Below are 20,055 nucleotides of genomic sequence, written 5' to 3' on the forward strand. Positions count from 1 at the left end.
AAACGCTATGCAACGTAAAACATTAAGTTTCAATAACCACCACAGACCGATGAAATATTATATATCTGTTATCACGGTTTTTTTGCTCACGGTCCTGCTTCTTACAGCCTGTCAGGATAGCCTTAATACCGATCCGCTCGCTGAGGTTACGACCGACAACTTCTTCCAAACGGCCAGCGATTTGGAACTGTATACAAATTCTTTTTATCTGATGTTTCCGGAGGCCAGCATCTATAACGGGGATGCGGACAACATAATGGAGACCTCGCTGTCGGCTCGCATCAGGGGAGACCGCGTGGTACCGACGGACGCCGGTTCGGCAGGATGGACCTGGGATGATCTTAGGAAAATAAACTATTTTTTGGCTCATTATCAGAAAGCGAATGATGACGCTGCCAAACGTCATTACAGCGGGGTCGCCCGTTTTTTTCGGGCATACTTCTATTTCAACAAGGTCAAGCGGTTTGGGGATGTCCCGTGGTACTCGGAACCGGTGGATCCGGACGACGAGCAGGCGTTGCAAAAAGCCCGTGATCCCCGGGGCATGGTGGTGGATTCCGTCCTGAATGACCTGGATTATGCGGTCAACAATATGTCGGAGACCCCGCGGGTATATCAGGCCACAAAATGGACGGCACTGGCCCTCCGGTCCCGAGTAGGACTGTTTGAAGGTACCTTCAGGAAGTATCATGGCCTGGATGGCGCTGAAAAGTATTTGAATATTGCCTGGCAGGCTGCCGGGGAACTGATGGAATCCGGAAATTATGTGGTCTATTCAACCGGAGAACCGGACAGTGATTACAGGGATCTGTTTGCCTCTCACGATGCGGTTGCCGATGAGATCATTCTGGCGCGACAGTTTAACAGTGCCGAACAGATCGATCACAACGTGAATTATTACACAATCACCTCTTCCTATGGTCGCCCGGGTATGCCGAAGGATTTGGTTAACAGTTACCTGATGAACGATGGCTCCCGCTTTACGGATAAGGATGGCTACCGGCAGAAGCAGTTTACCGAAGAGGTGCAGAACCGGGATCCCCGCCTTAAGCAAACGATCCGTACCCCGGGATATCACCGGATGGGGGAAACCCAGACGATACCGCCTAATTTTGGAGCCACCGTAACCGGTTATCAAATTACGAAGTTCGTTACAGAGCCGGAATATGACAGCTATGATGCCTCGATTGCCGATTTGCCCCTGTTCCGGTATGCAGAGGTGCTGTTGAACTATGCAGAAGCTCGAGCGGAATTGGGTATCCTTACGCAGGCCGATCTGGACCGGTCTGTCAACCTGCTTCGGGACCGTGTGGCGATGCCGGACCTGTCGCTTGGTCAGGCGAATGCGAGCCCTGATCCTTTTCTTGAGAAGCAGTATCAAAGCATTGGGCAGAGTCCCAATAAAGGTATTATCCTGGAGATTCGACGGGAACGCCGGATTGAGCTGTTTATGGAAAATTTTCGATGGGATGATCTCATGCGGTGGAAGGAAGGGCAGAAACTCACGCAGCCCTTCCGGGGAATGTATTTTCCGGGTACCGGTGAATACGATCTGGAGGATGATGGCGATATGGATTTGGTTATCTATTCCGGATCGATTGACAACAAACAGGAGGGAATCGTTTATCTCCGGCTCGGGGAAGATGTGGTATTGGATGACCGGGGTCTTGTTATTCCCCAGCCCGGGTCTAATGAACAGCGAACGTTTGACGAGAGCAAGGATTACCTGTACCCGTTACCCCGCACCGAGCTGTTATTGAATTCCAGCCTTGATCAGAATCCGGGATGGTAGGTTGGCAGAGGATAGCTGTTTATGGAAATAGCAACAGGCTGACTATCTTTCATACGCAGGTAATACATAGCCGGGCTCTCGGAAGCGAAGCCCGGTCATGTAATTTTAATTAGGTCAAATTAAAGGTCATGATTATTTTAGAACCATTATTTTGAAAGTCGATATCATCGGTATACTCCCTGATCAGGTAAATACCGCGTCCTCCTTCTTTGAGCAGGTTTTCTTCTTTCAGGGGGTCCGGAACACTATCGGGATCAAATCCCGCTCCTTCATCCTCCACGCTGATGATTAAGAGCTGGTTTTTGAGCTCAGCGACAACGGTAACGGACCTGTGCTCCTGCAGCTGGTTGCCGTGAAGTATGGCATTGTTAAGGGCTTCGCTCAGGGGAAGCATAATTCGGTTTCGCTGCTGCTGGTCCAGGGAAGCCCACTCTTGCAGTTCATCGACAAAGGAATCCAGTTTGTCCATCTCCTCGAGAGAGGACGGAAGAATCATTTTTTTGGTATTCTCTGAGGTCATAGTGCAGGTATAAGTAACCGGTGCCACACAGGAGACACCGGACCGGTTTTCAGGCGTAGATGCCGCGTATTTTTAAGAACAGATATAACTTGAAAAAAGAAGGTATGAAAAATTTTGTAGATGATGTAAGATCAATTTCTTTTTCTAAAACGATAAAAAGTCCATTTTAGTTAAGCTGATGCACTTTTGGGTTGCATTTTAGTAAAATTTAATGTTGATTCTACACATTAAAGTTTTTCCGGTATATCTGTCTGTGATTGAAAATAGGCAGACAGAGCCGTAAAAAATATGTCAATGCTATGGACGCCAATGTTCTGGTTTTAAATAAAGACTATCAGCCGCTGAGTGTATGCTCGGTTCATCGATCCATAAAGCTACTCTTTTTGGATAAGGCCGAAATGCTGCATGATTACCCGGATAAAAAACTACGGACCGTGACGGAAGAATATTCCTATCCGTCGGTTATACGACTGCGCCGCTATATCAATATTCCCTATAATAAAATTGTCCTGACCCGGCATAATATTCTGAAACGGGATGCCAATACCTGCCAGTATTGTGGCTCGTCCCGGAATTTGACGATCGATCATGTCCTGCCCCGAAGTCGCGGGGGTGGTGATAGCTGGGAGAATCTGGTCGCTGCCTGTGATTCGTGTAATGTGAATAAAGGCAACCGGACCCCGGAAGAAGCGAATATGCCCCTAAAAAGAAAGCCTTATCGTCCGATTCATATTACTTTCCTGCAGTCTCTTTTAGGCGGCGTATCGGAGGACTGGAAGCCCTACCTGTATATGTAGGATAACTTTAGTAATTTGCCGAGCCACCCGTATAAGATCCCGTGAACATAACAAGGTACGACCTTCGCTATCACAGGTAACGGAAGAATACAGGATAGCCGGTAACGCAACTTTCTCCTTCACATTATTTACATAAAAAATTCTTACCTTTCAGGCTTCGTTATATTATTGACCGGTTAATGACCATACGGTAGAATGTGGATATCCTGGCCGGCTATCCATAACTTTTAACTAATTTACAACAAGAGGCTTCTGAAAAAACCATGGATTTTATTCAGGGTCTAACCCTGAACGAATTCAAAACCACAGCTTATTATCACATAAGTGAGGATTCTGAATTCGCGAAAATGCCGATATTGGGCAAACGAGCGGGTTTTACAAAAGCCTCCATAAAATAACAAATTACCAATCACCAGTAACCAGACATGAGTAGCAAAGGACGAGTATTGGTAGCCATGAGCGGGGGAGTAGATTCCTCTGTTGCGGCGGTTATGCTCAAAGAACAAGGATATGATGTCATCGGCATTACCATGAAAACGTGGGATTACTCGCGGGTAGGCGGGAAATCGGATAAAGAAACCGGCTGCTGTACGCTCGAGTCCATGAATGACGCCCGGCAGATTGCCGTGAAGCACGGGTTCAAGCATTTTATTGTGGATATCCGTGAAGAATTCGGCGACTGGGTTATCGACCGTTTTGTCGATGATTATATGAGCGGACGCACGCCGAATCCCTGTGTCTTGTGCAATACCCATATCAAATGGGCTGCCTTGCTGCGCCGTGCGGATAACCTGGGGTGCGACTTTATTGCAACGGGACACTACGCCCGGGTACGCGAAGAGAACGGCCGGCAGGTGATCTCCCGCGGACGGGATCCGAGGAAGGATCAGTCGTACGCTCTCTGGGGAGTCGAGCAAAAGCACCTTGCTCGCACAAAATTTCCACTGGGTAATTTTGAAAAAACCCGGATCAGGGAGCTGGCCGAAGAATTCGGCCTGGATAAAGTGGCCGGGAAACCGGATTCCTATGAAATTTGTTTTGTGCCGGATGACGACTATCGCCGCTTCCTGAAGGATCGGGTGGATGGACTCGAAGAGCGCGTGAAGGGCGGTAAGTTTGTGGACCAGGAGGGCAATATTGTCGGAGAGCACGAGGGATACCCGTTCTATACCATCGGTCAGCGTCGCGGGCTTGACCTGGCGCTCGGAAAACGGGTATACGTAACCGATATCAATCCCGCCACCAATGTGATTACCATCGGTGAAAAGGAAGACCTGGTAAGCACCACTTGCCGCGCCAGGAATGTGAACCTGAGCAAGTACGGTGAAGTGCCCGGCGGTGAAATGGATGTGACGGGTACAATCCGATATAATGATGACGGTGTCAGGGGACATCTGAAGCAGCTGGGAGAAGATGAGATCGAGGTCACGTTCCCAACCGGTCGTGAAGCTATTGCACCGGGACAGGCGGTCGTCTGCTACGAAGGCGACGATGTGGTTGCGGGTGGGTGGATCCACAAAGTCAATGTTGATATGGATGTACTCCGGGAAGCATAATTTTAATTTCTTTCACTCGTTAGTTAGCCTGTCGATGAATATCTTCGGCAGGCTATTTTTTTATACGCGCGCTACGGCCTCCGGGATTGGAGCACCAGATCATTTATTTATTAATTTTTAAGAAATCCATCATGAAAAAAGCAACCTATTATTTATCCGCAATGCTTATGGCAGCTTGTTTTACACAACCGGCCGCGGCCCAGTTTGAAGGGGAAATAACCTATAACAGTTACGAATATACGGAGGGAAATGAGACAAGTGGCGATAGGTTTATGCTGTATATTACCCCGGAACGGATACTACTGCAGGGGGAGAAAAAGTATGACTTTATGGAATCCCTGGAGACCGACGGGGTGCTGGTCCGCCTCGACTCACAGGATTTCGTATTCTTAACGGGGGGAGATGAAGCGCTGAAAATTGCCAAAACGGATATCACTTCTCTTATGAATATGTTTAATAACGGCAGTAATGGTGGTGAGCCCCTGGACAAAGACTATGATATCCGGCAAAATCGAACGGGGGACACGCAAACGATTAAAGGCTACCGGAGCGAAAAATTTGTTTTCAGGGATGAATCAGATCCCGACCAGAACTATTCCGAAGTCTGGATGACAAACGAAATCGATGTGAACTGGGGAATGCTGGCTGAGCCGTGGGGCGGGGATACCGACGCTTTGATCAGTGATGATTTTCCGATGGATCTTGTTTTTAAGGAAAACTATTTTCCGCTGAAGCTGGAAGCCTATAAAGATGGTAAACTCACATCGGCCCTGGAAGTTACGGAGATAAAGCAAGCGCCCGTTGATCCCGCAATGACTGAGGTGCCGTCAGGCGTCAAAGTACTCAGCATGCAGGAATATCTGTTCCGGAAGATGAATAACCGGTGACTTTTCTTCCTACGGCCCCTCCGCATCGCTGTTCATGTTACCCAGAAGGTACATATCTCCGGTGGGTTGCGGCATACCTCCTTTGGGTTCCATCGTAATGGCAAAAGCACTGGCGGAATCATTCCGGGCATCGGCCGTCTCCTCGAAGGTGAAAAAGGTGTCACTGGTGTCGCTAACGGCAAAAACACCGGCACTCACCGGCTCGTTATTTTGAATGATCCATAGCTGGTACTCTTTATCGGGCGGTACGTGCGGCAGATTTGATACCTGGAGCAGTGCCCGGCGGTTTTCGGAATCCCATATTACTTTGCCATAGCCATCCGGGTTGACTTCCAGCCCGGACATCAGTACCATCTCGAGGCCTTGTGACTCCAGGATGGCCAGCATCTTTTCTTTCCGGCGGAGCTCTTCCTCTAATCCGGTAATTTCGGCCTGCTGATCGTCAATAACCGACTCCTGATCATTGATTTCAGCGCTCAGGTTAAAGGAGTAGAAGAGCAGGCTCAGGCTCAGGATCAGCAGGGCAAACGAAGCGGCGGTCGAAAAGGTCGCCCAGTTGAAGGGTTCTTCCCCTGCTTCCGCCCCCATATCCTCATCCCCTTCATTTTCCGAAGAAAGGTCTTCCTCAATAGCAGGAACGGGGGGTGAGGGAATTTCTTCTGCTTCCGGATCTTCCTCCTCCGATGGTATCCGTTCCATAAGCCGCTTTTTCAGTGATTCGGAAGATTCTCCCGGTTGCTGCGTAAACGATGGCTGATTGGCGACCGATCGCATCTCCCTGTAAAGTCGCTGCTGTTCTTCTGTTGCATTTTCCAGCATCTGCTCGAATGCTTTACGCTCGTCTGCATCAAGCGTCTGCAACAGATAGCCGGCACAGCGTTCCTTAAACGTTTTGTTATGTGAATGCTCATTAGCCATCAGCGGATGTATGCTCCTCACTGCGTTTCATTAATTCAATTGCTCCGACGCAATCGCCGCGAAATGCGTTCCCGATGGTTGCGGGCAGAATGAAGGTAATCACCCTGCATGCCTGTTTTACTACCCAAAAAGAAGCGCAATCGTTTGATCTTTAAAAAAATTTGTTGAAATCAAAAAATAACGTTAGGCTAAGGAGCCTGTCGAACGTAGCAAAATCTACTGCGAATCCGTCGAATTTGGCCAGATTCCGAGCTCTTTTTCGCTAAACAGGCCCACTATTCGCCTCAAAAATCCCAAAATCTGACTCTCGTTACAATCCTCTAAGTCCGACAGGGTCCTTCGCCATCAAAAAACAATATACAAAGAACTTTTAAGCTATTTGAATAATGCCCTGGCTTCTCAGAATGACGCTTTTGGTATCACTGTTGATGGCCCCGGCCGTTATATACCTGGTCTGGCGGCTATATGTTTCCGCCAAACAATTGCTGGATGAATCAACATGGAGCAAAAAGATCCTGCCGGCTGTGGTATGTTCTTTTTACCTGTTACCAGTCATCGGCGTGATAGATTTTTACCTTTCCGGCGATATTGATCTGCTCAAATATCCTAAACCGCTGACGTACTGGTTTTGGTTCGGACTGGTGTTTGTTTTTCAGCTGGCAACCTGGATACTTCTGGCAGACCTGGCGAAAGGGATAACGCGCTTTTTTTCATGGGACCCCCGCCGCGTGGATCGTATCCACGCACGCCTGCTTTTGCTGCTCTTTGTGGTTGTTTTTTCGTACACGGGGTGGAAAGTGTACCGTGATACCAGCCGGGTTGTAGTGGAAAATATCCCGCTGCCGGTAGAAGATCTTCCTGAACCGCTCCACGGGTTTAAAGTAGCACACATTTCCGATATACAGGGTGATGAGTATACAGGCCGCGAGGAGATAAGCGGCTATATCAGCAAACTGAATGAACAGAATCCGGATCTGGTCATCTTTACCGGGGACCTTATTTCTTATGGGACGGACTTCATCGGGATGTCAGCCCGCGCGTTCGGGAAAGCCGAAGCCCGGCACGGCATATATGCTGTCGTGGGGGATCACGATTACTGGGCAGGCACCGGGGAGGTAAAACGGGCGCTCAATGAATCGGGGATTTTTCTCCTGCAGGATAAAAACATCAGGATTCCGGTGGATAGCTCCTCCTTTGCTGTGCTGACGGGTGTTACGGAAGTATACAGCCGGCGTTCGAACCCGGATACCGTGGATTCGCTGTCCCGCCGCGCACCGGAAGCCGCGCTGAAAATTTTTGCCTCCCACCAGGTTAACGATTACCTGATCGAAAGCGCCATGAAACATCATTACGATATGATGCTGGCCGGGCACACGCACGGGGGACAGATACGCGTGCCGTTTATGGGCATGGATTTTTCGGCTTCCGAGCGGGAGACAAAATATGTCAGCGGCTTGTATTGGGAAGGGGCACTCCCCATCCACGTAAATAACGGGCTTGGGTTTACCCTGGGACCGGTACGCTATAATGCGCCGCCTACCGTTACGGTGATAGAACTTCAGCCGAAATAGCAGGCCGAACATTATTTCTCAATCATCTCCAGCATCTTCTCCGGGTCGGTAGTGGGCATTTCGCAACTGAAATTCTGGCAGACATAGGCGGTCGGTAGTCCCTTTTGCACCGGAAAGTTCGAAAGAAACGGGGCTATCTCCCCGATTTGTTCATCCGCCGGATCGTTTAACAGGACAACCGCACGGGGAAGGAAGCGGTGGTGCAGGGGCCGCAGCATGTTCTTCGTTTGGTCGTTATCTATGGGCCCGGCAATGATAATTTCCTGTGAGCCGAAAGCAGTAAAATCCACGCTCTGGAGCGCAAACCCAAAGCCGGTGGGAGCCTTGCGGATGTCCGAAGCAAACAGCTTGTTGATTTGATCCGCCTTCTCTTCCCACCCGGTGTTCCCGGTCAGCCGTCCCAGACGCAACAGGTTCATCATAGCCACGGAGTTGCTTGAGGGCAGGGCCCCGTCGTATATTTCTTTTTTTCGCCCCAGCAGCTCTTCGCCCGACCGTGAGGTAAAAAAGTATCCGCCGTTATCGGGATCCCAAAAACGTGCCATGAACGTGTTGTTTAGTTCTACGGCGCGGGACAAGTACCGGCTTTTAAAGGTCGCCTCATAGAGTTCAATCAGTCCCCATATCAGGAACGCATAGTCATCGGCATGAGCGTCAATCCCGGCTTCCCCTTTTCGAAAGCGATGGAGAAGGGTGGTTTTGTCGGGCATCAGTTCATCGGCAATAAAGCGGTAGCAGCGTTCCGCCTGCCGCAGGTAGTCCTCGTTGTCGAATGCACGTCCCGCTTTGGCCAGGGCCGCAATGGTCAGCCCGTTCCAGTCGGTGAGAATTTTATCATCCAGCAGGGGAGCCACCCGTTGCTGTCGCGCGGCAAGCAGTTTCTTTCGAATGGCCTCTAACCGGGATCGAAGGGTATCTTCGGTCATATCCCGTTCCTCTGCGAGTTTTTTGATCGGCTTCCGGAGGTGGGGAATAGACTTTCCCGTTCGCCGGCCGGAGGCTTCATCCCTGTAGTTGCCCTCCTCCGTGATATTGAATACCTCGAGGGCAAGTTCTGCTTTCGGGTTGGGGAGGGCCTTACGTATGTCGGCGGGACTCCAAACATAGAATTTGCCCTCTTCGCCTTCGCTGTCGGCGTCTTCGGCCGAATAAAAACCACCGTCCGGGTGCTGCATCTTCCGCATCAGGTAGGAAACAATCTCTCCGGCCGTCTGCCTGAAGAGCGGGCGGCCCGTAGATTGCCAGCCCTCGGTATAGGCTATCAGCAGCATGGCCTGATCGTAGAGCATCTTCTCAAAATGGGGGACCAGCCATTCCCGGTCCGTCGAGTAGCGGTGGAAGCCCCCTCCGACATGGTCAAAGAGTCCCCCGAGCCGCATCCGGGTGAGCGTCTGTTCGACCATCCCAATCCCGTGGGAATCCTCAACCCTGGCCGCAAGGCGGAGCAGCAGCATCAGGTTATGGGCGGCCGGGAACTTGGGAGCGGATCCGAATCCCCCGTACTGCTTGTCAAACTGTTCTTTGAACTGCCGATAGGCTTTTTCCAGGTCCGAACGGTCCAGTCGCTCCCCCGGCTCAAAGGCGTTGGACTTGTTAAAAGCCCGGGTGATTTCATCGGTTGATTTTGCGATCTTTTCACGCTCGTTTTGCCACAGCTGCGAAATCCAGGGGATCAGCTCCCGCATGCCCGGACGTCCCTGTCGCTCCCGCTTCGGGATATAGGTAGCGGCATAAAAGGGGTTCTTTTGCGGGGTGAGTAACACATTCAGCGGCCAGCCTCCGCTGCCGGAAAGCATCTGGCAAACCAGCATATAGGTATGGTCGATATCCGGCCGCTCCTCGCGATCGACCTTGATATTGATAAATGCCTCATTCATCATATCAGCGATCTGCTCGTCCTCAAACGATTCGTGAGCCATTACATGACACCAGTGGCACGTAGCGTAGCCTATGGAGAGGAAAACAGGCTTGTCCTCCTCCCGCGCTCTCTCAAATGCCTCGGCCCCCCAGGGGTACCAGTTGACGGGGTTATCCGCATGCTGCAGGAGATAGGGACTCGATTCCTGTGCCAGGCGGTTTTGCGTCGTCATAGTTCCAGATGGTTAAGAATTACTCTTCTTTACTCTTCAATTTTTTTGGTAAAACGCTGGCTGTAATCCACCAGGAATCGCCCGTACTCCTCATCAAAAAGCTCTGATGAGATCATAAAGTCGGCCGATGACCGGTTGCAGGCGACCGGGATGTTATAGAGCACCCCGATGCGCAGCAGGGCTTTGACGTCCACATCATGGGGCTGCGCCTGCAGAGGGTCCCAAAAGAAGATCATCATATCAATTTTGTGCTTGGAGATGGCGGCCCCGATCTGCAGATCGCCGCCCAGCGGTCCGCTGCTAAACCGGGTTACCTCCAGCCCCACTTTATCGGCAATCAGCTGTCCGGTGGTACCGGTACCAAACAGGTTATGCTTGGAAAGGGATCCCTGGTTGAAGTCGCACCAGTCGATCAGATCTTCTTTGCGGTGGTCGTGGGCCACAAGGGCGATGTTCTTTTTTTTGCCCATTCTTTTAGAGCTGTGAGCAATAGGCGGATCGGCATCTTTATAGCTTTTTTTAAGACTCATGATGGTGATATAAATAAAAGTAGGTTAGGATAATAGTTGATTAGCCGCTTTTACAAGACAGTAAGCTAAGGTAAGATTTGATCGCTCTCAAGCGATTTATTTTTAAAGTGCCTTGTAAAACCGTTCTTTCGGCCAACCTGGGTGTGAACGGGCGGTTGAAATCCTGATCCATGGACTATATGCTGTGATTCCACTCTTCTTCCTGATCTTAACCCTGAACGAAACAGCTGATTTTTCGAAACCTTTTTTGCGATCTCCAAACAGGGCGGGGAGCGGCAGCATCGATGTGTCGGTCCGGCAGACCTGAGAAATCTCTTCGTGAATTAATGGACAATACGTTATATTTGGGTTCTCTGTTAAATAGAAGTTGAACATTAAATATAGACCGGAAAGTAAAATGGCTGTAGAACGAACGCTGACGATCCTCAAACCTGACTGTGTACGCAAAGAGTTAATCGGGGAGGTAACCCGGCGCATCCAGGAAGCGGGATTTACGATTGTTGCAATGAAAATGACACGTCTGACCCCGGACACGGCCGGCGGCTTTTATGCTGTGCACAGGGAACGACCTTTTTATGATGAACTGTGCGAGTTTATGAGCAGCGGTCCCTGCGTGCCGATGATTCTGGAAAAGGAGAATGCGATCGAGGATTTCCGTACCTTTATCGGTGCGACCGATCCCGCTGAGGCCGATGAGGGGACCATTCGCGCCGACTTTGCCGACAGCGTGGGAGAAAATATCATTCATGGTTCCGATTCAGTAGAAAACGGCAAAAAAGAAGCCGCCTATTTCTTTACGGAAGCTGAAGTGGTGGCGAATAAGGCATGATTTTTTAAAGGTCGTTCGGCGATAAATTTTCAACCGGCGTTTTTCAATCGTTATTTGTTACTTGTTATTCGTTATTGGAGACAAATAACCGATAACTCATAAACTGATAACCAGCTTTGCCATGTATTTACGATCTCTGCTGCTGCTTTTAACTGTTTGCACCTATGCTTGCCAGTCTCAGTCATCCGGCTCCCATTCCGGCGTTAAAGTGGGGGCGCACGTACTGATCGATGAGCATCTCGACGAACTGGAAGGGAAGCGGGTGGGACTGGTGATGAACCCCACCGCGCGCGTGGAGGAGGAGCATATGCTTGATACGTTATTGGCAAGGGGTGTCAACGTGACCGCTCTGTTTGCCGCAGAACACGGCTTCCGGGGCGATGCAGGAGCGGGGGAAACCATTGAAGACGGGGTTGACCAGGCGACGGGACTACCGGTCTTTTCGCTCTACGGGGAGACCAAAAAACCCACCGCCGGGATGCTTGAGGAGGTCGACCTGCTTCTTTTTGACATGCAGGATGTGGGAGCTCGTTTCTACACCTACAACGTCACGCTCGGCAATGTCATTGAGGCCGCTTCGGCCCACGGCGTGCCGGTGTGGGTGCTCGATCGTCCCAATCCCGCGGGCGGCAACTACATTTCGGGATGGATGCTGCAGGATGAGCACCGCTCGTTTGTGGGCGGCTACCCCATTCCCATGGCCCACGGGATGACCCTGGGAGAACTGGCCAGGATGATGGTCGGTGAACAGTGGATTGAGTATGCGGACAAAAGCACGCTGCGCGTCATTCCTATGGAGGGGTGGCAGCGCGCCATGAAATGGCGGGAAACGGGACTGGAATGGATTCCGCCTTCTCCCAACCTGCCGACATTCCGGCATGCCTATCTCTACCTGGGAACGGTCCTTTTTGAGGGGGTGAATATTTCAGAGGGACGCGGAACGCCGGATCCCTTTATGATGATCGGTTCACCCTCTACGACATTGACGACCAGCCATATTGCCCCGCTCCGGCGTAATTTTGAGGGCGTTAATATCGAACGAATCTCCTTTCGACCCAGGTCCATACCGGGGAAAGCCCCAAGCCCCAAGTTCGAGGGAGAGCGATGTCACGGGGTAGAACTGCAAATTACGGATATTAACCGCGTTGACCCGATAGCACTGGGAGTCGAGCTGCTGGCTGCAATGCTGGATGCCACGCCGAAGGCTGAACTCTCCGGTTTTATAGAGAAGCTCAGCGGTATAGACCGGTCGGAACTCCTGCAACAGCTGGAAGACGGGAGCTACCGGGAGCAGTGGGAAGAGACGGCGGAGCAGTTTTCCGAGCAGCGGTCAAAATATTTACTGTATGAATGAATTAGCGTAACCACGTCTCCGTTGCTATTTTCCTTCGCCCTGCTGAGGGACAAAATTACCTGATGAGAAATCCGGGGTTTAGGTCTTTTCAGGAGGCTGAAAGAATGTTCGAAAGCAACTGCCTTAATGTTAAGAGTGTTTTGAAAAACCAGGGTTTTGCTCCATATCAACCCCTGAGCGATTTTAAAATCGCGGTGTATTGACTATACCTGAGGAAGTTGAAATTGCGAAAATGCAGAGATTGGGGAAAAAACAGTTTTGCAAAAGGGTGCTTTTAAGATGGCCGCATGATGATTTTTTGCTCCGAGTTCGCGGGTGCTAATTACCGTTTTCGCTTCCATTCGTAGCACAAGAGGGCGGCGCTGACGGAGGCATTCAGTGATTCCACGCTGTTTTCCATGGCAATGCTAATCCGGTAATCGCAGTGCTCGAGGGTTTTTTGCCGGATGCCGCTGTCCTCACTGCCGATGATAAAAGCGAGGGGACGATCGACTTCGAGGTCCCACAGCTCCCGGTCGCCCTGCATGTCGAGGCCACCGATCCAGAAGCCGGCGTCTTTCAGTTTCAGGATCGCCTGATTCAAGTTGCCAGCCCGCACGATGGGAATGCGTCCCGCGGTGCCGGCCGACGTCTTATAAACCGTGGCATTGACCGGTGCCTGGCGATGTTTGGGGACCAGCACGGCTGACAGTCCCGTCGCTGCTGCTGTGCGAAGGATGGCGCCGAAATTACCCGGATCTTCAATTTCATCGAGCAGCAGGATGGCGGGATAGGTTGAGGTGTCGACTTCCTTGAGCCACTCCCCGAATTCGAGATACGAAACGGCACTCCTCAACGCCACGACGCCCTGGTCGTTTACCCCGCCTACGAGGTCGTATAGTTTGGCTCCGGGCACGTGTGAGATAGGAATGCGATGTTGCGAGGCCAGCTCAAAGATGTCAGAAAGCTGTGAGTCGCGGAGGGAGTCGCGCACAAAGATCTTTTCGAGGCGCCCGGCTTCATTGGTCAGGGCCTCGCGTATCGGGTTGCGGCCGTATATGTAAATATCGGAGTTTGTGTCAGGCATAGAAAAACAGGATTGAAAAATCAACAATTTCGGTTAAGTTATAAGTACATGCTGGCTTATTAAGGCTTACTTAAAAGATACGGAAAATAGTTATGAGCAATTCAAAGAGAAATAACGACTGGAAGACCTCATCCAGGAATCGAAATATAAAGGATTCTATATACGGGCGGGGCCTTTCGAAATTAATGAATCGGATCCATTCGGTATCGAGTATTTATATATTGGCCGGAACTTTGCAGATTCTCCTGGGATTAACCGTTATAGCCGTGACTATTTTAGGCTATGTGCAGCCGCTTTGGCTGTCTACGCTGCTGACCGGAATGTCGAGTATTTCGGCCATGGCGGGGTTCTTTCTGGTGTATCATACGGTTTCTAAAATGCATGATCCGAACCTGTTGCTGCGCAATGCCATGAAACGAGTGATGGAATCTAAGAATTAATATGACTGACTTTACGGATGACCGGGAACAGCAGCGGATGCAATCGTATATTAATATTCATTTGAAGAATGAAAAACAAACGCTGCCCATAGAAGAACAGATTGAGGAACTGTACAAAAAAGATCGCAATAAATGGATTATGCTGGCGGTCAATGTCGCCGCGCTGTTGATTTTCGGCTATTCCTTTTATTTTGATATTACCGAACTCAGCCAGACGGTCTTTCTGATTATTATAGCAATTTTCGGTATCAATGTGGGACTCATTTTCTATCAAAAGAAGCAGCTCAAAGAGCTTGTCGAATACCTGACGTGGAAAAAAGAGCGCGAAAAATAGATATTCAGTCGTCAATGAGAACCTTTTGTCCCCTGCATAATATTATATGACCGACCGATATCGGCTGCCCGCGCTCTACAAGCACAATGAAGATGGATGCATCGTGATCGCCCACCGCGGTGCCAGCGCCTATTATCCCGAAAATACGATGGCTGCTTTCAAGGGTGCCGAAGAACTGGGGGCTGAGATGATCGAGCTGGACGTGCTGTTGAGCAGTGATGGTGTACCGGTGGTTTTTCATGATGCAAAACTTGAGGGACATAGCAGCGGAAAGGGGCTGCTCTCCGGTTACACGCTTCGGCAGCTTAAAGCACTGGATGCCGGGGCCTGGTTTGATAAAGGTTTTAAGGGGATTCACATCCCCACGCTGGAAGAAGTACTGGCGTTTGCCGCCGGTACCATCGCGGTCAACATAGAACTAAAGACGGAGGCCGTCACGGATCGGGGTTCCGGAGGTGTAGAGGAAAAATGCCTGCGGCTGGTGGAAGAGTATGGGATGGATCGGCACGTTCTGTTTTCCAGCTTTGATTATCGGGCCGTGTCGCACCTGAAAGCACTGGATCCGGCCGTGCCCGTTGCGCTGTTATACAACCGGTCGGCATCGGGTAAGAGATTGCCCGGCGAGCTTGTGAAGCAGTATAAAGCCGATGCATGTAATATGAGCTATCGCCAGTTTAACACAAAAAGAAGAAGGGATCTTAACAGCAACGGAATTCCTCATTTTATTTATACCGTGGATCACCCGAATCGGATGTGGAAGCTGTTGGATGCCGGGGTTACCGGCATTTTTACAAATAAACCGGATCTTCTTAAGGCTGTAATTGACCAGTGGAGGAAAGAACAGTGAAAGCTGGGGTGGGCCTACTTGCCTCGGTGAGGAGGGTATGGCTGATCGATGAGGGATGGAGGAGAACCCGTTGGGAAATATGGATTCCGGATGGAGAGAACGATTTTTTTCAAAAAAAATGCATAAAGGTTTGAATGATGAGCGGAAACCTTCTATTTTTTACTTTCCCTAATTAACCAATGCTTTCATGTCCACAAAATACATCTTTGTAACCGGAGGGGTTACGTCTTCACTCGGTAAAGGAATCATCTGTGCGTCGCTGGGGCGCCTATTAGTGGCGCGGGGACTCCGTGTTACGGTGCAAAAACTGGATCCCTACATTAATGTGGATCCGGGCACCATGAATCCCTATGAACACGGGGAGGTTTTTGTAACCGAAGACGGGGCGGAAACCGATCTGGACCTGGGCCATTACGAGCGCTTCCTGGATATCAAAACCTCCCAGGAAAATAATGTCACGACGGGACGCATTTATAATGATGTAATCTCCAAAGAGCGGCAGGGCGCCTACCTGGGTAAAACGGTGCAGGTGATCCCGCACATCACTGATGAAATCAAGTCGCATATCGTCGCCCTGGGGGAGTCCGACGGCTATGACGTGGTCATTGTCGAGATTGGCGGCACGGTGGGCGATATTGAAAGCCTGCCTTATATCGAGGCTGTCCGCCAGTTCCGGTATGACGTGGGCCGCGAAAATACCCTCTCCATCCATCTGACGCTGGTGCCTTACCTCTCGGCCGCCCGCGAATTGAAAACCAAGCCTACCCAGCACTCGGTTAAGACGCTTTCCGAAAGCGGACTCCAGCCCGATATCATTGTGGCGCGTTCCGAGCATGAGCTGGATGAATCCATCCGAAAAAAAATCTCCCAGTTTTGTAATGTAGAAGTACCGGATGTCATCGCCTCCCTTGATGCCGAAAGCATTTACCAGGTCCCCCTGCTGATGCAGGGAGAGGGCCTCGACGAGCGGGTCATTGAAAAACTAAAGCTGGAGGCCGGGGAGCCCGACCTGGAACGCTGGATAGGATTTGTGGAGGCTGTGCGAAATCCTTCCACTGAAATTACTATTGCACTGGTTGGTAAATATGTAGAGCACCATGATGCCTATAAATCGATTGTGGAGGCGTTTATTCATGCGGGAGCCGTCAACGACTGTGCGATCAATATCCGTTGGTTACAATCGGATCATCTGACCGGAGATAATGTAGCGGATAAGCTGAGGGATATTTCCGGTATACTGGTGGCGCCCGGTTTCGGTGGGCGTGGTATTGATGGAAAACTGGCAGCGATCACTTATGCACGGACGAACAATATTCCCTTTTTCGGCATCTGCCTCGGAATGCAGTGTGCCGTTATTGAATACGCCCGGAACATATGCGGGTGGCCCGAAGCGAATAGTACCGAATTCGATGAACATACGGAACACCCGATTATCGACCTTATGCCTGATCAAAAGAATATTGAAGACAAGGGCGGCACGATGCGCCTGGGCCTGTATGATTGCAAACTTAAAAAAGGAACAAAAGCCTATGCGGCTTATGGAGAAGAATTGATCCATGAACGCCACCGGCACCGGTATGAGGTGAATAACAACCTGCGTTATAAGCTGGTGGAAGAAAAGATGATCCTTTCCGGCTTTAATCCTGAACGTGATCTTGTTGAGATTATTGAACTTGAAGATCACGCCTGGTTTTTGGGAGTACAGTTCCATCCGGAGTTGTGTTCAACCGTCAATAACCCCCAGCCTCTCTTTGTTGATTTTGTAAAAGCCAGTCTGGAACATGCCCGGGAGCATGATCTCAATATTCCGGTGGAAGGTGAGCGCATAGTGGTCAGTGAAACGCCATGAATGAACCGGAATCCGTTTTCGGTCATCAGCTGCGACTGCGCGTCGGCGGGTTAATGGTCGAGCAGGATGCCATCCTGTTGGTAAAGTTGCAGTCTCCGGTAACCGGCAAAACCGTATGGATGCCGCCCGGGGGCGGGGTGGATTTCGGGGAATCAATGGTTGAGGCTCTCAGGCGTGAGTTCCGGGAAGAAACGCAAACCGAGATAGGCGTTCACCGGCTGCTGCACCTTCGCGAGCTGATTGACGAGCCGTACCATGCGGTGGAATGCTATTTTGAAGTCAGCAAAATAACAGGAAAGCCATCGGCTGGACGTGATCCTGAACTGGGAGACCGTGACCAGCTGATTGAGGATGTGGCGTGGACCGCGGTCGATGAACTGGATAACCTGCCTTTTGAGCCCCTGGACCTGCTACGTAAACTAAAGCACTGGCGGGACCGGTCGTCTTTTGATATTTTTTCTCCATGAATATGATAAAACCCGCAACATACGCTTTATTGTTTTGGATGTTGTCGTTGGCTCTCCTTTCCTGCCGGCGGGAACCCCCAGTTACGACCGTTATTCAGAATGTACAGGGGTATACCTTCTATGGTGATGCCTCAACCCTGAAGGAATTTTCGGCGATGGCGTTTCGGGAGGGGAGAGTGGTGGATGTCTACAGCGATACGACGTTTGATGATCCCGTTGCGGATAGGTATATCAGGATTATCGATGGCAAGGGAAAAGTGATGCTGCCGGGACTGATTGATGCACACGGACATGTTATGGGGCTTGGTTTTCAGCAGCTTAATGCAGATTTGACGGGTACGGAGTCGCTGGAGGCCGCACTACAGCGTATTGACGAATACGGGAGCGATCACCCCGGGTTATCATGGGTACGGGGACGCGGCTGGAATCACACCCACTGGGATATAGGTCGCTTTCCTACCGCAGCGGAACTTGACCGGGCTGAGCCTAAGCGCCCGGTTTGGCTGCACCGGGTAGACGGACACGCGGGCTGGGCCAATACCGCAGCGATGAAGCAAGCGGGGGTTACCGCGGCCACCCCGGATCCGGAAGACGGAAAGATTATACGTGACGAAACCGGCGCTCCGACGGGTGTTTTCGTAGATGGAGCGATGAGCCTGATCGAGCGTGCCATGCCCGAACCGACGGGCGAGGCCCGGAGGCAGGCTCTGAAAGAAGCGCTTGAGCAGATGAGCAGCCACGGCTTGACGACGGTACATGACGCCGGGGTAAGCGTGAGAGACTGGAGGCTATACCGGCAAATGGCTGATCGCGACAGCCTGACGACGCGGATTTACGCGATGATCTCCGGGGCCGGGGCGACCTTCGACACCCTTGCTCAAAACGGACCGGTAAAATCATATAACAACGACATGCTGGCCCTGCGCAGCGTTAAGTTGTATGCTGACGGGGCGCTGGGAAGCCGCGGGGCAGCTATGCTTGAGCCGTACCGTGATAATCCCGGAAACAGGGGATTACTGTTCTCTTCCGAAGAAGAGATGACGAATCAGCTATTGAAAACGGCTTCAGCCGGATTTCAAACCAACGTCCACGCCATAGGGGACCGCGCCAACCGCACAGTGCTGAATGCTTTTGCCAATGTCCGGGACAGCCTGGGTCCCCAAAATCTACGCCATCGCATCGAACACGCCCAGGTCGTTGCCCCCGAAGACATAGCTCGATTTAAGCTGCTGAACATCATCGCCTCTGTGCAGCCCACGCACGCCACCAGCGATATGAATATGGCCGAAGACCGTATCGGTACCGGGCGGATGGAGGGGGCCTACGCCTGGCAGACATTCCTGGATCAGGGGACGGTGCTGGCTTCCGGTTCAGACTTTCCGGTGGAACATGTCAATCCTTTTTATGGCCTGCATGCTGCTGTCACGCGCCAGGATCACCAGGGCCATCCCGAGGGAGGGTGGTACCCGGGGGAACGAATGAGCCGTAAACAAGCTTTGCGCTCGTTCACGCTTGATGCTGCCTACGCGGCTCACCAGGAAGAAGTAACGGGCAGTTTGGAACCCGGTAAATGGGCTGATTTCGTCCTGGTTGACCGGGATATCCTTGAAGTTCCCGCGCGCACTATTTGGCGGACAAAGGTTCTGGAAACATGGGTGGCCGGAAAAAAAGTGTTTTCTGCCACAGCCCGGTAGCTTTTGCATAATGCCTGATGCGGTTTGTCGCCCGAACCGTCAATTTCATGCCGGACGCCCGTAACCGGGGTGGAAGTGCAGGCGGAACGCCTGTTTGTGGTACAGTATTTGTAATATACTCTGAAACGGCTGGACCTAAATTCCGAAGGCGGATAGCAAATTGAATGTGTAACCTGGATTAATGAATGCTTTACGTCTGTATCCCAGCTGTTTTTGGCGGTATGGAATGCCCTGAAATTCCGGAGTATATGAGGTGGCTCATTGGTTAAATAATAGTTATTATAAGAGCAAAGTTATTCTCCGGGTCATATAACCGAAACCGCCGTGAGTATAGTACGGTGTCCCGAACAGAAAGATTGCGATGGATGGGGTGCTGTGCCAGGTCATATATAATGATAAAGCATTGTTCAATTGAAGAAATTATGAATCACGGTTTCGATCCCAATATATAGTATACTGTCAGGTATTTTTCATAGATACAAATGCCTATAACACCATAAACATCGTTTGACTC

At 50.9% G+C, this 20,055-nt stretch carries 18 protein-coding genes; 13 read left to right on the forward strand and 5 right to left on the reverse strand.

The window, feature by feature from the left end; translation table 11 throughout:
• Nucleotides 1–49 precede the first annotated feature (49 nt).
• The gene (locus tag BUB16_RS03885; protein ID WP_073059681.1) at nucleotides 50–1,792 is read left to right on the forward strand and encodes a RagB/SusD family nutrient uptake outer membrane protein; all 1,743 of its coding nucleotides are present in this window, start codon (nucleotides 50–52) and stop codon (nucleotides 1,790–1,792) included.
• A 109-nt stretch (nucleotides 1,793–1,901) separates the two neighbouring features.
• Here the strand turns inward: BUB16_RS03885 and BUB16_RS03890 are convergent, their stop codons facing one another.
• Entirely contained in the window at nucleotides 1,902–2,312 is a 411-nt protein-coding gene (locus BUB16_RS03890) for an ATP-binding protein (protein ID WP_073059683.1), read from the reverse strand.
• Nucleotides 2,313–2,611: 299 nt separating this feature from the next.
• Between BUB16_RS03890 and BUB16_RS03895 the strand changes: the two genes are divergently transcribed.
• The 3 genes from BUB16_RS03895 to BUB16_RS03905 all read left to right on the forward strand — a co-directional run bounded on the left by BUB16_RS03895 (nucleotide 2,612) and on the right by BUB16_RS03905 (nucleotide 5,552).
• A complete protein-coding gene (locus tag BUB16_RS03895) occupies nucleotides 2,612–3,109 on the forward strand; it encodes an HNH endonuclease (protein WP_073059686.1) in 498 nt (165 codons plus the stop codon).
• A gap of 425 nt (nucleotides 3,110–3,534) precedes the next feature.
• The gene (gene mnmA / locus BUB16_RS03900; protein ID WP_073059689.1) at nucleotides 3,535–4,665 is read left to right on the forward strand and encodes a tRNA 2-thiouridine(34) synthase MnmA; all 1,131 of its coding nucleotides are present in this window, start codon (nucleotides 3,535–3,537) and stop codon (nucleotides 4,663–4,665) included.
• 131 nt (nucleotides 4,666–4,796) lie between these two features.
• Entirely contained in the window at nucleotides 4,797–5,552 is a 756-nt protein-coding gene (locus tag BUB16_RS03905) for a DUF4412 domain-containing protein (RefSeq protein ID WP_139240175.1), read from the forward strand.
• Between the two features lie 9 nt (nucleotides 5,553–5,561).
• Here BUB16_RS03905 and BUB16_RS03910 read toward each other — a convergent pair whose 3' ends face one another.
• A complete protein-coding gene (locus tag BUB16_RS03910) occupies nucleotides 5,562–6,470 on the reverse strand; it encodes an anti-sigma factor (protein WP_073059695.1) in 909 nt (302 codons plus the stop codon).
• Nucleotides 6,471–6,856: 386 nt separating this feature from the next.
• On the opposite strand from BUB16_RS03910, the gene BUB16_RS03915 reads away from it, so the two are divergent.
• Complete coding sequence (locus tag BUB16_RS03915) at nucleotides 6,857–8,041, forward strand: metallophosphoesterase (protein WP_073059699.1); 1,185 nt, start codon at nucleotides 6,857–6,859, stop codon at nucleotides 8,039–8,041.
• Nucleotides 8,042–8,052: 11 nt separating this feature from the next.
• Here BUB16_RS03915 and BUB16_RS03920 read toward each other — a convergent pair whose 3' ends face one another.
• Complete coding sequence (locus BUB16_RS03920) at nucleotides 8,053–10,131, reverse strand: thioredoxin domain-containing protein (RefSeq protein WP_073059701.1); 2,079 nt, start codon at nucleotides 10,129–10,131, stop codon at nucleotides 8,053–8,055.
• A 29-nt stretch (nucleotides 10,132–10,160) separates the two neighbouring features.
• Entirely contained in the window at nucleotides 10,161–10,601 is a 441-nt protein-coding gene (locus tag BUB16_RS03925; RefSeq protein WP_073059938.1) for a methylglyoxal synthase, read from the reverse strand.
• A 457-nt stretch (nucleotides 10,602–11,058) separates the two neighbouring features.
• Here BUB16_RS03925 and ndk point away from each other — a divergent pair, with 457 nt between their 5' ends.
• Both ndk and BUB16_RS03935 read left to right on the forward strand, forming a co-directional pair.
• Nucleotides 11,059–11,490, forward strand: coding sequence for a nucleoside-diphosphate kinase (ndk, locus tag BUB16_RS03930; protein WP_073059704.1), 432 nt, complete (start codon nucleotides 11,059–11,061; stop codon nucleotides 11,488–11,490).
• Nucleotides 11,491–11,611: 121 nt separating this feature from the next.
• Nucleotides 11,612–12,844: an exo-beta-N-acetylmuramidase NamZ family protein gene (locus BUB16_RS03935; RefSeq protein WP_073059706.1), complete on the forward strand. Its 1,233-nt coding sequence runs from the start codon at nucleotides 11,612–11,614 to the stop codon at nucleotides 12,842–12,844.
• A 322-nt stretch (nucleotides 12,845–13,166) separates the two neighbouring features.
• Here BUB16_RS03935 and rlmB read toward each other — a convergent pair whose 3' ends face one another.
• Nucleotides 13,167–13,910 (reverse strand): 23S rRNA (guanosine(2251)-2'-O)-methyltransferase RlmB, encoded by a 744-nt coding sequence (rlmB, locus tag BUB16_RS03940; RefSeq protein ID WP_073059708.1) that lies wholly within the window; start codon nucleotides 13,908–13,910, stop codon nucleotides 13,167–13,169.
• A gap of 92 nt (nucleotides 13,911–14,002) precedes the next feature.
• Between rlmB and BUB16_RS03945 the strand changes: the two genes are divergently transcribed.
• From BUB16_RS03945 to BUB16_RS03970, 6 genes are all read left to right on the forward strand, one after another.
• A complete protein-coding gene (locus BUB16_RS03945) occupies nucleotides 14,003–14,350 on the forward strand; it encodes a hypothetical protein (protein ID WP_073059710.1) in 348 nt (115 codons plus the stop codon).
• Nucleotide 14,351: 1 nt separating this feature from the next.
• Nucleotides 14,352–14,684, forward strand: coding sequence for a hypothetical protein (locus BUB16_RS03950; protein ID WP_073059712.1), 333 nt, complete (start codon nucleotides 14,352–14,354; stop codon nucleotides 14,682–14,684).
• Nucleotides 14,685–14,730: 46 nt separating this feature from the next.
• Entirely contained in the window at nucleotides 14,731–15,531 is an 801-nt protein-coding gene (locus BUB16_RS03955; protein ID WP_073059714.1) for a glycerophosphodiester phosphodiesterase, read from the forward strand.
• Nucleotides 15,532–15,718: 187 nt separating this feature from the next.
• Nucleotides 15,719–17,380 carry a CTP synthase gene (gene pyrG, locus BUB16_RS03960; protein ID WP_073059716.1) on the forward strand — a complete coding sequence of 554 codons (1,662 nt, stop codon included), beginning with the start codon at nucleotides 15,719–15,721 and terminating at the stop codon, nucleotides 17,378–17,380.
• Nucleotides 17,377–17,847, forward strand: a complete 471-nt coding sequence (locus BUB16_RS03965) for an NUDIX domain-containing protein (protein ID WP_073059718.1) — start codon at nucleotides 17,377–17,379, stop codon at nucleotides 17,845–17,847. The genes pyrG and BUB16_RS03965 overlap by 4 nt, the downstream gene beginning before the upstream one ends.
• On the forward strand, nucleotides 17,844–19,541 hold the full coding sequence (locus tag BUB16_RS03970) for an amidohydrolase (RefSeq protein WP_244545632.1): 1,698 nt from the start codon (nucleotides 17,844–17,846) through the stop codon (nucleotides 19,539–19,541). The genes BUB16_RS03965 and BUB16_RS03970 overlap by 4 nt, the downstream gene beginning before the upstream one ends.
• Nucleotides 19,542–20,055 lie beyond the last annotated feature (514 nt).

It is taken from the genome of Fodinibius roseus (genome assembly GCF_900129315.1).
GTDB lineage: Bacteria > Bacteroidota > Rhodothermia > Balneolales > Balneolaceae > Fodinibius > Fodinibius roseus.

Bases quoted from the DNA above. Each gene is read 5' to 3' on its own strand.
- rlmB (WP_073059708.1), bottom strand. From the start codon at position 13,910: ATGCCTGACACAAACTCCGATATTTACATATACGGCCGCAACCCGATA.
- BUB16_RS03945 (WP_073059710.1), top strand. From the start codon at position 14,003: ATGAGCAATTCAAAGAGAAATAACGACTGGAAGACCTCATCCAGGAAT.
- BUB16_RS03925 (WP_073059938.1), bottom strand. From the start codon at position 10,601: ATGGGCAAAAAAAAGAACATCGCCCTTGTGGCCCACGACCACCGCAAA.
- mnmA (WP_073059689.1), top strand. From the start codon at position 3,535: ATGAGTAGCAAAGGACGAGTATTGGTAGCCATGAGCGGGGGAGTAGAT.
- BUB16_RS03890 (WP_073059683.1), bottom strand. From the start codon at position 2,312: ATGACCTCAGAGAATACCAAAAAAATGATTCTTCCGTCCTCTCTCGAG.
- BUB16_RS03905 (WP_139240175.1), top strand. From the start codon at position 4,797: ATGAAAAAAGCAACCTATTATTTATCCGCAATGCTTATGGCAGCTTGT.
- ndk (WP_073059704.1), top strand. From the start codon at position 11,059: ATGGCTGTAGAACGAACGCTGACGATCCTCAAACCTGACTGTGTACGC.
- pyrG (WP_073059716.1), top strand. From the start codon at position 15,719: ATGTCCACAAAATACATCTTTGTAACCGGAGGGGTTACGTCTTCACTC.
- BUB16_RS03950 (WP_073059712.1), top strand. From the start codon at position 14,352: ATGACTGACTTTACGGATGACCGGGAACAGCAGCGGATGCAATCGTAT.
- BUB16_RS03970 (WP_244545632.1), top strand. From the start codon at position 17,844: ATGAATATGATAAAACCCGCAACATACGCTTTATTGTTTTGGATGTTG.
- BUB16_RS03920 (WP_073059701.1), bottom strand. From the start codon at position 10,131: ATGACGACGCAAAACCGCCTGGCACAGGAATCGAGTCCCTATCTCCTG.
- BUB16_RS03895 (WP_073059686.1), top strand. From the start codon at position 2,612: ATGGACGCCAATGTTCTGGTTTTAAATAAAGACTATCAGCCGCTGAGT.
- BUB16_RS03965 (WP_073059718.1), top strand. From the start codon at position 17,377: ATGAATGAACCGGAATCCGTTTTCGGTCATCAGCTGCGACTGCGCGTC.
- BUB16_RS03935 (WP_073059706.1), top strand. From the start codon at position 11,612: ATGTATTTACGATCTCTGCTGCTGCTTTTAACTGTTTGCACCTATGCT.
- BUB16_RS03910 (WP_073059695.1), bottom strand. From the start codon at position 6,470: ATGGCTAATGAGCATTCACATAACAAAACGTTTAAGGAACGCTGTGCC.
- BUB16_RS03885 (WP_073059681.1), top strand. From the start codon at position 50: ATGAAATATTATATATCTGTTATCACGGTTTTTTTGCTCACGGTCCTG.
- BUB16_RS03915 (WP_073059699.1), top strand. From the start codon at position 6,857: ATGCCCTGGCTTCTCAGAATGACGCTTTTGGTATCACTGTTGATGGCC.
- BUB16_RS03955 (WP_073059714.1), top strand. From the start codon at position 14,731: ATGACCGACCGATATCGGCTGCCCGCGCTCTACAAGCACAATGAAGAT.